Below are 12,115 nucleotides of genomic sequence, written 5' to 3'. Positions count from 1 at the left end.
TTTCATTATGTGTTCACTCGTGAGACTTGATATTTTTTACGTCCGGAGACGCTGATATCAATCCTGCGAGTGCCCACACAGATTGTCTGATAAATTGTTAAAGAGCGGTGCCACATATTCCTGCGGCGCGGGCTGCGTATATTACGCTTTCCGCATTGTCAGTCAAGCGTTTATTTCTGCTTAACTCACTGGTTCGTATGATTTCGAACCTACTTAACCCGGCGCTTCGTAAGCCGTTGTGCCGTGTCAGTGGAGGCGCATTATAGGGAGTTCCCGGAAGCTGACAAGTGTTAATTTCAAATAAAATTCTGAGTGCTGATTTTTTCGACTAAAAGCCGTTAAACCGCCAGTTTTTCCAGCAATGGGAAGCCATAACGCCTTAAAACGGGGGTTAATTGTACAGCTTCACTATCCAGTTCAGTGCAGAATGCTACGTTATGTTGCGAAGAACGGACTTCGGGCGCCTCATGTTCCAGCAGCCATGCCGTACGTCGTGCTATCGCTGCACCGGAATCGATGAGTCGGGTCCCTTCCGGCAAAACCTGTTGTAGCTCATCACGCAGTAAAGGAAAGTGAGTGCAGCCCAATACTACCGTATCTGGCGGTTCAGCCATGCGCAGCCACGGCTGAACAATACGACGTACCTCTTCCAGTGCCACTTCCTCACCATGCAGTTTGGCTTCGGCCAGCTCCACCAGCTCCGCCGATCCCAGCATTTCGATGTTGCATGCGCCGGCAAACTGAGCCACCAGCTCATGAGTATAAGGACGACGCACCGTGGCACGCGTTGCCAGCAAGCCCACCACACCATTACGTGTCAGACGTGCCGCCGGTTTAATTGCTGGCACGACCCCCACTACCGGAAAAGCAAAGCGCTCACGTAAGGCGGGCAGCGAGACGGTACTGGCCGTATTACAGGCGATGATGACCAGAGAGAGCGGATAGCGCTGGGTAATGGCATCAACCATCGCCACCACGCGTTCCACGATAAAGGTTTCGCTTTTCTCGCCATAGGGAAAGCCGGCGTTATCGAAGGCGTAAAGATAGTGAAGATCCGGCAGCAGTTGACGGACCTCATCATAGACCGAAAGCCCACCGACGCCGGAGTCGAATACCAGCACGGTGGGGCGCAAATCAGAAGCTGTAGCTGCCGCTGAGGTAATACTCTCGTCCTGGGGTTTGATAGCCATACACTGTCTCGTAATCTTTATCGAACAGGTTGGCAATTCTACCACGAACCGTGAGTTGTGAAGTGACCGGATATGAGACGGCGAGATCCCACAGGCTAACCCCGCCCAGCTTCACCCGACGACTGGGCGAACTGTTGAAGTCGGTATCATAACGGTCGCCCAGATAGTGATAAGTCACTGACCAGTCAAAATCATACAGCGTCCAGTCAAGTTGATACTTCACCTGCTGTTTAGCACGACGAATCAGCGGCTGGTCGGTAGTGCCGTCGCGGGCATCGACATAATCATAGGAGAGCTGATGCGCCAGCGGCCCGGTATCAAAGGAAGCGGTCGCCTCAACACCTTTAATACGTGCCTGCTTAATGTTGTAGTAGCGATAGGTCGCCGGATCGCTATCAATCAGGTTATCGATATCGTTGCGATACCCTGATACGCGCCAGTTAACCGGTCCGCTCAGGCCTTCAAACCCGCCTTCCCATTGCTTACTCTTTTCCGGATCGAGATCGCGATTACCATAAAAGGGGCTGTAGACCTGAGAGAGGTTCGGCGCCTTAAAAGCTGTCCCGTAAGAAGCAAAAGCACGGTAACCGGAGATAAACTCCCAGCCAACGGCAGTCTGCCAGGTGTTGTGCCAGCCAAACTGGTTGTTATCGTCACCGCGTACTGCCCCTTCCAGCGTTACACTGCCAAACTGCTGCTGGCCGGTCAGATAGAGTCCCGTGTTGCGCTGCTCATAGCCCTCTGACAGAGTATTGGTGCCCGGTTCGGTCGTCTCCTTTTGCCAGTCAACGCCGGCGCTGATAGCGCCCTGCCCCACCTGCACGGTGTTACCCCATTGCAGATTGTACTGGGTGACATCATCGAAGGTAGATGCGGCGCCATAACGTCCATTGCGCGGATCGTAGTTAATATCTTTGGTGTGGCCATAGCTGGCGATCAGCTGCGTTGAATAGAGGTCTCGGTTAAAGCGTAAGCCGGTATCCCAGGTCTGGCTGTAAAGCTGACGGGTATCGGCCAGGCCGATGACGTTGGTGTAACTGGCATCGTAGCTCTCTGAGCCGTCGTAGGCGGTGCGGTTATCAAAACCGTAGCCGCGCACAAAACCGCTGAGTTCATCACTGAACTGATGCTCAAGATTGCCATACAGCGTTTTGCTCATGAAGCCGTCACGGTCGTGTTGCGCCGGGCCATAATCGTTGGGATAACCCGCCACCACGTCATACCCTTTGGTATAGGTATAGTTACCCGCCAGGGTCAGCTTCGTTGCGTCGCCCAGCATCTGCTGCGTGGCACCATCGTAAGACTGGTAACCGTTGGAGCCGACGCCCGCCGTCAGCGTGGTGCCCGGTTGCGCCCGGCCGGTAATGATATTGACCACGCCGCCAATCGCATCCGAACCGTAGACCGCTGAACGCGCGCCGCGGATATATTCAATCCGCTGCACCAGCGAAAGAGGAATCTGGCTGAGATCGGAGGAGCCGGAAATACCGGCCTGGTTGAGGCGAATACCATCAATCAGAATCAGAACGTGCCGGGACTCGGTGCCGCGGATAAACAGCGAACTCTGCTGTCCCATGCCGCCGCTTTGAGTAATGTCGACGCCGGGCAGACGACGCATCACATCGGTCAGGCTTTTGGCTTGCCAGCGATCGATCTCGTCACGCGTGACCACGGTAGTGGGTGCCAGCACGCTCGACACCGGCTGAGCAAAACGATTGGCAGTGACTATTTGCGTATCATCAATCCCCTGAGCAAAACCGTTTTGCGCCCAGAGAGAAACCGCCGTTGCACTAAAGGCGAACAGCGATGCGGTAGTTTTCGTCATTTTTAATTGCATCCAAAAGACAAAGCAGGATGCCGCAGGCATACAATCAATAGAACGCGATGATCGTACGAGTAGCGACGTCACACCGGCAGGTCTTCGGGCTGGGAACCATAAGTGGTGATGACTTCCCATCCCGCAGGACAGTGTCTGCAATTGCACTCACCACGACATTCCTTACCGCTGCGCGTCAGCTCCAGATTTACACTGGATTCCCTATTATCTCGGGCTTGAGGCCGGCGAACGCAGTCTACGGAGTGGTGGTTCGGAAGTCCAGACTTCTAAACTTCTTATCGCCGCAGGGCTGGACATCAGCAAGTGAATCCCTACAATCGCCCGCTGGTAAGCTATTAATCAGGACGGATCATGACTCCCGAACATCTCCCTATTGAACAATATGACGCGCAACTGGCGGAAAAAGTCAGTCGTTTAGTGACGATGATGACGCCATTTGCTGCGCCCGAGGTGGAGGTGTTCCGTTCACCGGTCAGCCACTATCGTATGCGTGCCGAGTTCCGGCTGTGGCACGATGGCGACGACATCTACCACATTATCTTTGATCAGCAGACCCGCGAGCGGATCCGTGTCGATCAGTTCCCGGCCGCCAGTGAGTTGATCAACCAGCTGATGCCGAAGATGATCGCGGCGATCCGCGACAATCGTACGCTGCGCCATAAACTGTTTCAGATCGATTACCTGTCGACCCTGAGCAATCAGATTGTTATCTCGCTGCTCTATCACCGTAAGCTCGATGACGCCTGGCAGCTGGCCGCCAGCGAACTGCGGGATCGGCTACGTGCAGAAGGTCTTGATGTACAGCTGATTGGCCGCGCGACCAAAACCAAAATCTGCCTCGATCGGGATTATGTGGATGAGCGTCTGCCGGTGGCGGGACGCGAGTTGATTTATCGCCAGGTTGAGAACAGCTTCACTCAGCCAAACGCAGCGATGAATATTCAGATGCTGGAATGGGCGCTGGATGTCACCCAGGGTTCGCAGGGCGATCTGCTGGAACTCTATTGCGGCAACGGCAACTTCTCACTGGCGCTGGCGCGTAATTTCCGCCGGGTGCTGGCCACCGAAATCGCCAAACCATCAGTGGCATCAGCACAGTACAACATCGCTGCTAACCAGATTGATAATGTACAGATCATCCGTATGGCCGCCGAAGAGTTTACTCAGGCAATGAATGGCGTGCGCAGCTTTAATCGTCTGGAAGGGATTGATCTGACCAGCTACCAATGCGAGACGATTTTTGTCGATCCGCCGCGCAGTGGACTGGATGAAGAGACGGTGAAGATGGTGCAGGCCTATCCGCGCATCCTTTATATCTCCTGCAATCCGCAAACGCTGAGCGACAATCTGCAGACCCTGACGGAAACGCACGACGTGACGCGGCTGGCGCTGTTCGATCAGTTCCCCTACACCCACCATATGGAATGCGGCGTCCTGCTGACGCGCAAAGCATAAAAAAATGGGAACCTCAGGGTTCCCGTTTTTTACTCTCTCGCCTTTACTGATTGCGTTTGCGCTTAAAGCGCGTCGCAATCCAGAACACCAGCGCCACCATCAGAATGGTCGGGATGAAGTTCGAGCCAATATCGGGATATTCCGCCCGCACCAGCGCGCTGTAAACCAGAATCCCCAGCAGGAAAAACGCCGCTGCCAGTCCCGGCATACCGTCAGGCATGTTGGTGTTGAGATAACGCTGATGCAGGCACCAGGCCGCCAGGCCAAGCGCGATCAGCGGAAAAATCGAAAACGGAACAAAAGCGCTGAACAGCACGGAAAACGAGCCGTTAATGGCTAAACCGGTAATAAAAGCCAGTAACAATGTGCCTTTATCGCGGGAACTCGGGTGGGTCATGGCCTGATCCTTATTCATTGCTCTCGGGTTTTTCCAGGGTCACCGCCAGTCGTTCTTGTTCCCGGCGGTACCAGTAATAGGCGCCTTTGGCGATCATGCGTAATTGCAGCACCAGACGATCTTCCAGCTTACGGCGCTGTTCGGCATCGACATCCAGCGCCTCTGCGCCGGCGCTGAAGACGATGGTCACCATCGCTTCGGCCTGCGCTTCGGTAAAACTGCGCGGCATGCGATTTTCGACCTCAAGATAATCGGCCAGTTCAGCGATAAAATGCTGAATTTCACGCGCGACCGCAGCGCGGAAAGCGGCAGAGGTGCCGGAACGTTCACGCAGTAACAGGCGGAATGCGTTGGGATTGTTGCCGATGAACTCCATAAAGGTGGCAACCGAGGTTTTGATAATGCTGCCGCCCTTGGCAATACGCTGGCGTGCCTGGCGCATCAGTTGTCGCAACATCAGTCCACTTTCATCGACCATGGTCAGCCCCAACTCATCAACATCCTTAAAATGTCGATAAAACGAGGTCGGGGCGATGCCCGCTTCACGGGCAACCTCTCGCAAACTCAGACTGGCAAAACTGCGTTCGGCGCTGAGCTGACTGAAAGCTGCTTCAATCAGTGTACGTCGTGTACGTTCTTTTTGTTGCGCTCTGACGCCCATTCTCTCTGCCTTTTGCGGTATTAAGCGGGCACTATAACAAAATTTTCAGCGTACAGAGTGGCAAACTTTGTCACCGCCTGTGAACCTCACTCTTTGCCAAACTGTGATGAAAATCGCTGATAGAATTCAGAAGTGCGCGGCGAGATGTTAGAATCTCGTTGTAAAAATGTATAAATAATAGGACGTATCGGTATGCAAAAGTCTTACGATTACGATGCCATTGTGATTGGCTCAGGACCCGGCGGTGAAGGTGCGGCGATGGGACTGGTGAAGCAGGGAGCGCGCATCGCAGTGATCGAACGCTACCACAACATCGGCGGCGGTTGTACGCACTGGGGCACCATTCCTTCTAAAGCACTTCGCCACGCCGTCAGTCGCATCATCGAATTTAACCAAAACCCGCTCTACAGCGATCACACCCGACTGCTCCGCTCCTCCTTCGCTGACATTCTTAATCACACTGAAAACGTGATCAGCCAGCAAACGGCAATGCGTCAGGGATTCTATGAGCGTAACCGCTGTGAGCTTTATCAGGGCGATGCCCGCTTTGTTGATGCCAACACCATTGAGATTGAACAACCTGATGGCACGCGTGAGCGCCTGACCGCTGAGAAATTCGTCATCGCCTGTGGGTCACGTCCTTACCATCCTGATGATGTCGATTTTACCCATCCGCGCGTCTATGACTCCGACTCCATTCTCAATCTGCATCACGAACCTGGCCACGTTATTATTTATGGCGCGGGCGTGATTGGCTGTGAATATGCTTCGATTTTCCGTGGTCTGAACGTCAAAGTTGACCTGATTAATACCCGCGATCGTCTGCTGGCGTTCCTGGATCAGGAGATGTCCGACTCGCTCTCTTATCACTTCTGGAACAGCGGCGTGGTGATTCGTCACAACGAAGAGTTTGAGAAGATCGAAGGGGTAGAAGATGGCGTGATTATCCATCTGAAATCGGGCAAGAAAGTGAAAGCGGACTGTCTGCTGTACGCCAACGGGCGTACCGGCAACACCGACTCGCTGTCGCTGGAGAATGTCGGACTGGAAGCGGATGGCCGTGGCCTGCTGAAAGTCAACAGCATGTATCAGACCGCGCAGCCACACATCTATGCGGTCGGTGACGTAATTGGTTATCCGAGCCTGGCCTCAGCGGCGTACGATCAGGGCCGGATTGCCGCACAGGCGATCATCAAAGGCGAAGCCTCCGCGCATCTGATTGAAGATATCCCGACCGGGATCTATACCATTCCGGAAATCAGCTCCGTCGGTAAAACCGAGCAGCAGCTGACGGCGATGAAGGTACCTTACGAAGTGGGACGTGCGCAGTTTAAACATCTGGCGCGGGCGCAGATTGTCGGTATGAACGTCGGCAGCCTGAAGATCCTGTTCCACCGCGAAACCAAAGAGATCCTGGGAATTCACTGCTTTGGCGAACGAGCGGCCGAAATTATCCACATCGGTCAGGCGATCATGGAGCAGAAAAACGGTGGCAACACGATTGAGTACTTCGTGAATACCACCTTTAACTACCCTACCATGGCCGAAGCCTATCGCGTGGCGGCATTAAATGGCTTAAACCGCCTGTTTTAACGCCGTGTCGAAATGATGTTGCATGTGGGTTTTAATTGCCTCTGCCAGCTGTTCATAACGGCTGCGCAGAGGTGAACCCGGACGGTAGACCAGCGCGATAGTGCGCTGAGGGACCGGCTTGTAGCAAGGAAGATAGCAGACACCATCCCGAATACGTTCTGGCGGTACCGCCAGCGCCGGAAGCAGCGTAATCCCACTGCCTGCCGCCACCATATTGCGCAGCGTTTCAAGACTGGTAGCCCGGAAGTGGGTATCTTCATCCGCGCCCGCCTCAAAACAGAAGCCCATCGCCTGATCGCGCAGACAGTGACCATCTTCCAGCATCAGCAGTTTTTCGCCAGCCAGATCGGACATCGGCACACGATCGCGATCGCGCCACGGATGATCGGCATAGACCGCCAGCTTCATGGGCTCATCAAACAGCGGCACCTCAATAAAGGCTTCACTCTCTTTGACCAGTGCCAGAATGGCACAGTCCAGCTTGCCGCTATCGAGCTGGGCCAGTAACTGCTGGGTCTGCGCTTCATGCAGATACATTTCCAGTTTCGGGAATGTCTGATGCAGCATCGGAATAATTTGCGGCAGCAGATAGGGGCCAGTGGTCGGAATGAGGCCGATATGCAGCGGGCCTGACATCGCTTCCCCTTGCTGACTGGCCATCTCTTTCAGCACTTTCACTTCGCGCAGCACCGTTCGCGCCTGATCCACCAGCAGTAATCCCGCCTGAGTGAACAGCACTTTACGGCTGGTGCGCTCCAGCAGCATGACACCCAGCTCATCTTCCAGCTTACGGATCTGCCCGCTTAACGTAGGCTGACTGACATGACATGCATCCGCAGCGCGGCGAAAATGCCGGTGTTCAGCAAGCGAAACCAGATATTCAAGATCACGAATATTCATTATTACCCTCCAGACCACGATAGTCCGTGGCGATAGATAGAATAGCAATGAACGATTAGCCCTATCAAGGGTGGGCGGGAATAATGCACGCATCAAAATAAGCGGTTCGCCATTAAGGAGAAAAAATGTTTGCAAGTCAGGAAGGTAAAGCCGTTCCGCAGGTCACTTTTCACACCCGCCATGGCGATCGCTGGGTCGATATCACCACCGATGAACTGTTTAAAGATAAAACGGTAATCGTTTTCTCTCTGCCGGGTGCTTTTACACCGACCTGTTCATCCAGCCATCTGCCGCGTTACAACGAGCTGTCAGGTGTCTTTGCACAGCACGGCGTGGACAGCATTCTGTGTGTCTCCGTTAATGACACCTTTGTGATGAACGCGTGGAAAGCGGAACAGCGGGCGGAGAATATTACCTTTATTCCTGATGGCAACGGCGAATTTACCCGCGGCATGGAGATGCTGGTTGAGAAAGCCGATCTTGGCTTTGGCGCGCGCTCGTGGCGTTACTCGATGCTGGTCCGTAACGGCGTAGTGGAGAAAATGTTTGTCGAGCCTGACCAGCCAGGCGACCCGTTTGAAGTATCAGATGCCGATACGATGCTGCGGTACCTGGCCCCGGAATATAAAGTGCAGGAATCAGTCTCGGTGTTTACCAAACCGGGCTGCCCGTTCTGCACTAAAGCAAAACAGCTGCTGTTGGACCACGGTATTCAGTTCGAAGAGATCGTGCTGGGACAGGATGCGACGACCGTTAGCCTGCGTGCCGTTTCTGGCCGGGCGACGGTGCCACAGGTGTTTATCGGTGGCCGTCATATTGGCGGCAGCGATGACCTGGAGCAGTTCCTGTTGTCAGCGTAAACCTATCACTGTGTCAGCCGGGAGTGCTGGCCCTTTGATGATGTGCCTATAAAAAAAGTAGTAATTCTGAAGCTAGAGGTTGGCGGGCATTTATGATGCCCGCTTTTTTTTGCCTGTTATTCGGGCCCGATATTTTCTGCAAGACACCTTCCATTATTCCCTTAACGCCGCCGTAGCGCTGAAAGGATTAAGCTCCGCTCTATGAGTCGCCTGATGATTTTTTTACCCTTGATTTTTTCCCGGTTATTTTCCATTCACATGGCCTTTAATGCTGTTTTTTCAGTACCCTATGTCTCGCCCACAGACTGCCATCCGGAAATATCATCACAGGTATAACCCCCTATAAGTGGTAAACATGGCTTAACTATTATCCTGCTTTTAATTGACTTTGTTACAGAAAATTGCGTATCAATAATAATTGTAAATGACGAATCACCCCCCAATTAACATCACCTGGAAAAATCATATTTTCTGGCATATTTCAAAATGAGACCGAAATAATCGGCCGATTACGTGAATATAGTAAATCATCTATATACCGTGGCTCCGTTATTGATTATTGTTACCCCGCATTACATTAATTGTGCTGCCAAGGCGCGATTTTAATACACAGCAAATAAACTCAACATATATAAAGGAAATAATTATGCGTACATTATCTCATGAGGAATTGAACTCTGTAAGCGGTGGCGACCTGGCTGGTGCGCTGTTCGGCATGATGGACGGTGCCGCAACCGGCATGGCCATTGGCGGAAAATGGGGAACTGGCGGCGGCTGGATTGTTGGTGCAATTTCTCAGCTGGTCGGCATTATCGTTCCGCCAATCATGGGCGGCGTAGTAGGTCTGGTCCTTGGCGCAGCAACAGATGTTGATACTGTGCGTGAAGTAATTGCAGATTACCGCACCACCTTCGGCCCAGGTAACACCAATTAATATCAGCTTTTTTGGTTAATCAGTTTAAATAAATAATTCAGGGCGGGATACTCTTTTAACATTAGATTATCACGCCCTTTTCTTATCTCTAATGAAGGAAAAAGCATGCGAGATTTATCGACGACTGAACTGCAGTTTGTCAGCGGCGCCGCGATTACGACAGATACCCTGACCACAATGGATCAGGTATTGAGTAATGTACTGGATGGCATGTCTACCGGCATGTCCCTGGGCGGTAAATTAGGTGGCGGCGGCGGTTTTATATTCGGTGCCCTCTCCCAGTTAGTAGGAATAATGGTCGGTCCGGTAATGGGTGGTGCATTGGGCCTGGCATCTTCATTAATAATTGGTTATGAACAGACGGGCATATTGCTCAACGACTATCGAAAAAGTTTTGGCGTTGAATAAAACTCCCCATCGCCAATACGCATTCGCAGGGCGAACCGAAAGCTTGCTGTCAAAATAATAAGCCCGACCAGTGTGAGGCGCTATCCCTGACAGTCCCCCCAAGCGTCACGCCTTCTGCTTAAGCCCTCACACGCTTTTCGAACAAAGAAATAAAGCTGGCAAAGCGTTTGCTTTGCCAGCAAATCCGTCTGTCTATTATTCGCTTAGCCCACTCTTTGCTTCGCTTCCGCAATCGCCACCTGCTGAGGCGATACGCCGCCCTGCGCATTACGCTTATCCAGACAGGATTACGGCGCCCGAATCGGATAGAGATCCTCTTCAATCGCCGCGCTGAACGGCTGTAACTGCGCCAGAGACAAGGCTTCCAGTACCACGCCCTGCCTGAAGGCTTCTGCCGCCACTTTTCCGACAATGTGCTGCACTTCGCGGAACGGCTCCTCTTTAGCGACCCGATCATCAGCCAGCCTGGCAGGATTGGCGTAACCCTGTCCGAGGCCTCATGACAACGTGGACGCATCATCTGCAGACTATCCAGCACCGGCTCAGGCAGGTGGCCGGGCGAGGTATCACACTGATGAACGTCAACGCTGACCAGGCGGCGACGGCGCTGGCCTCCCCTCCTGGAGCGGATTTAGTCCTGCTCTCCGACGTCAGCGGTATCCTCGACGGCAAAGGACAGCGTATCGAAGAGATGACCGCCGACAATGCGGAACAACTGATTACCCAGGGCATCATTACCGACGGCATGATTGTGAAGGTCCACGCTGCGCTGGATGCGGCGCGTACGCTGGGCCGACCGGTGGATATCGCCAGCTGGCGTCATGCCGAGCGGCTGCCTGACCTGTTTAACGGCGTGCCGATTGGCACCCGGATTCTCGCTTAACGACTCTGATTCAAGGATTACGAAATGCAAACGCAAGGCATCAAAAAAATCGTTCTGGCTTACTCCGGTGGTCTTGATACGTCGGCCATCATTCCATGGCTGAAAGAGAACTACGGCGGCTGTGAGGTGGTGGCGTCTGGAAGAGACGGAGGAGCAGAAGTACGGAGAGAGAAATTTAGCGGGCATGGAACATGCCCGCTTTTTTTGCCTGCCGGTTAAACCTGAGCGGCAGCGAATGTCAGAGAGTTAGGCTCCCGGCAGACCTTTCATGATATCCAGCAGCAAACCTTCCGCCATAACCAGACCAGCGTCGTAACCAATATAAGGGCCATAAAAAGCACCCGCCACAGCACCGGTTAACGCTCCACCAAACATGCCGATTACGGCGGTAATACCGCCGCCGATGCCGATAACATCTTTGGAACTTGCACCACGACCACCTAAAATTGCCATTGTCCACGCCCCAAGTACAGCGCCACCAATTGCACACACGGTACCTTCTGCAATATTAGCCAGGATGTTATCGCTATAAGCACCGGAAACGGATTTCAGTTCAGAATCTTTTAATTGACGCATAATATATTGCCTGCTTATTAGTTCATAAAAATAACGTTTTGCTTTTTTGAATACTGATGATTATACGATGTCACCCGCAATAATCGTCTGTGCCAATTGGTTCGCTAATGGCAGACTATACGACAGAGAAACCAGTGCGCCGCCAATCACGCCGCCGACTCCGCCAATTATCGCACCACTCACCGCACCAACCAGTTGACCAATGACACCCAGCCCCAGCCAGCCCATGGCATCCCCACCGTGCAGATAGCCAATGGAAGCACCGGCGACTGTAGCGGCAACGCCACCAATAATTGAGCTAGCCAGATGATCGCCGATAAAAAATGCAACGTCATTAGCTGTTGCAGCACCAGAAACAGATAAAGTCTCGTTAATTGTTAATTCACGCATAAGCCCTCCTGGCTCAAAAAGATCTTAAAAA

Annotated in this window: 12 protein-coding genes, 3 pseudogenes and 1 riboswitch; of the genes and pseudogenes, 7 read left to right on the top strand and 8 right to left on the bottom strand. The window is 53.0% G+C overall.

What is annotated here, in order from left to right; translation table 11 throughout:
- Positions 1-338: 338 nt before the first annotated feature.
- Entirely contained in the window at positions 339-1,190 is an 852-nt protein-coding gene (murI, locus tag WFK59_RS21655; RefSeq protein ID WP_336757275.1) for a glutamate racemase, read from the bottom strand.
- Positions 1,135-3,015 (bottom strand): TonB-dependent vitamin B12 receptor BtuB, encoded by a 1,881-nt coding sequence (btuB, locus tag WFK59_RS21650; RefSeq protein WP_336757273.1) that lies wholly within the window; start codon positions 3,013-3,015, stop codon positions 1,135-1,137. Before btuB ends, murI begins: the two co-directional genes overlap by 56 nt.
- A gap of 70 nt (positions 3,016-3,085) precedes the next feature.
- A riboswitch (cobalamin riboswitch) is annotated at positions 3,086-3,267 on the bottom strand.
- A gap of 111 nt (positions 3,268-3,378) precedes the next feature.
- On the opposite strand from btuB, the gene trmA reads away from it, so the two are divergent.
- Positions 3,379-4,482, top strand: coding sequence for a tRNA (uridine(54)-C5)-methyltransferase TrmA (gene trmA / locus WFK59_RS21645; protein WP_233986306.1), 1,104 nt, complete (start codon positions 3,379-3,381; stop codon positions 4,480-4,482).
- 43 nt (positions 4,483-4,525) lie between these two features.
- Here trmA and WFK59_RS21640 read toward each other — a convergent pair whose 3' ends face one another.
- Positions 4,526-4,879, bottom strand: coding sequence for a YijD family membrane protein (locus WFK59_RS21640; RefSeq protein WP_031377633.1), 354 nt, complete (start codon positions 4,877-4,879; stop codon positions 4,526-4,528).
- Between the two features lie 10 nt (positions 4,880-4,889).
- Positions 4,890-5,540, bottom strand: a complete 651-nt coding sequence (gene fabR, locus WFK59_RS21635) for an HTH-type transcriptional repressor FabR (RefSeq protein WP_094119953.1) — start codon at positions 5,538-5,540, stop codon at positions 4,890-4,892.
- 192 nt (positions 5,541-5,732) lie between these two features.
- Between fabR and sthA the strand changes: the two genes are divergently transcribed.
- Complete coding sequence (sthA, locus tag WFK59_RS21630) at positions 5,733-7,133, top strand: Si-specific NAD(P)(+) transhydrogenase (RefSeq protein ID WP_233986297.1); 1,401 nt, start codon at positions 5,733-5,735, stop codon at positions 7,131-7,133.
- On the opposite strand, the gene oxyR is transcribed toward sthA, so the two are convergent.
- The gene (oxyR, locus tag WFK59_RS21625) at positions 7,116-8,033 is read right to left on the bottom strand and encodes a DNA-binding transcriptional regulator OxyR (RefSeq protein WP_031377635.1); all 918 of its coding nucleotides are present in this window, start codon (positions 8,031-8,033) and stop codon (positions 7,116-7,118) included. The genes sthA and oxyR overlap by 18 nt on opposite strands.
- Before the next feature lie 125 nt (positions 8,034-8,158).
- On the opposite strand from oxyR, the gene WFK59_RS21620 reads away from it, so the two are divergent.
- From WFK59_RS21620 to WFK59_RS21610, 3 genes are all read left to right on the top strand, one after another.
- Entirely contained in the window at positions 8,159-8,893 is a 735-nt protein-coding gene (locus WFK59_RS21620; protein WP_336757272.1) for a glutathione peroxidase, read from the top strand.
- A 646-nt stretch (positions 8,894-9,539) separates the two neighbouring features.
- Positions 9,540-9,827: a DUF5862 family protein gene (locus tag WFK59_RS21615; RefSeq protein ID WP_336757271.1), complete on the top strand. Its 288-nt coding sequence runs from the start codon at positions 9,540-9,542 to the stop codon at positions 9,825-9,827.
- 105 nt (positions 9,828-9,932) lie between these two features.
- Positions 9,933-10,235, top strand: coding sequence for a DUF5862 family protein (locus tag WFK59_RS21610; RefSeq protein WP_336757270.1), 303 nt, complete (start codon positions 9,933-9,935; stop codon positions 10,233-10,235).
- 203 nt (positions 10,236-10,438) lie between these two features.
- On the opposite strand, the pseudogene WFK59_RS21605 reads toward WFK59_RS21610, so the two are convergent.
- Positions 10,439-10,788 (bottom strand): annotated as a pseudogene (locus WFK59_RS21605) (argininosuccinate lyase); the annotation flags it as partial.
- A gap of 18 nt (positions 10,789-10,806) precedes the next feature.
- On the opposite strand from WFK59_RS21605, the pseudogene WFK59_RS21600 reads away from it, so the two are divergent.
- Together WFK59_RS21600 and WFK59_RS21595 are read left to right on the top strand one after the other, a co-directional pair.
- A pseudogene (locus WFK59_RS21600) lies at positions 10,807-11,118 on the top strand (amino acid kinase family protein); the annotation flags it as partial.
- A gap of 24 nt (positions 11,119-11,142) precedes the next feature.
- A pseudogene (locus tag WFK59_RS21595) lies at positions 11,143-11,277 on the top strand (argininosuccinate synthase domain-containing protein); the annotation flags it as partial.
- Between the two features lie 87 nt (positions 11,278-11,364).
- On the opposite strand, the gene WFK59_RS21590 reads toward WFK59_RS21595, so the two are convergent.
- On the bottom strand, positions 11,365-11,694 hold the full coding sequence (locus WFK59_RS21590; protein WP_233986277.1) for a hypothetical protein: 330 nt from the start codon (positions 11,692-11,694) through the stop codon (positions 11,365-11,367).
- A 60-nt stretch (positions 11,695-11,754) separates the two neighbouring features.
- A complete protein-coding gene (locus WFK59_RS21585) occupies positions 11,755-12,084 on the bottom strand; it encodes a colicin V synthesis protein (protein ID WP_233986268.1) in 330 nt (109 codons plus the stop codon).
- Positions 12,085-12,115 lie beyond the last annotated feature (31 nt).

Source organism: Pantoea sp. USHLN298, assembly GCF_037149395.1.
In the GTDB taxonomy this organism is placed as follows: domain Bacteria; phylum Pseudomonadota; class Gammaproteobacteria; order Enterobacterales; family Enterobacteriaceae; genus Pantoea; species Pantoea astica.
This window is presented reverse-complemented; position numbering and strand designations above follow the sequence as displayed.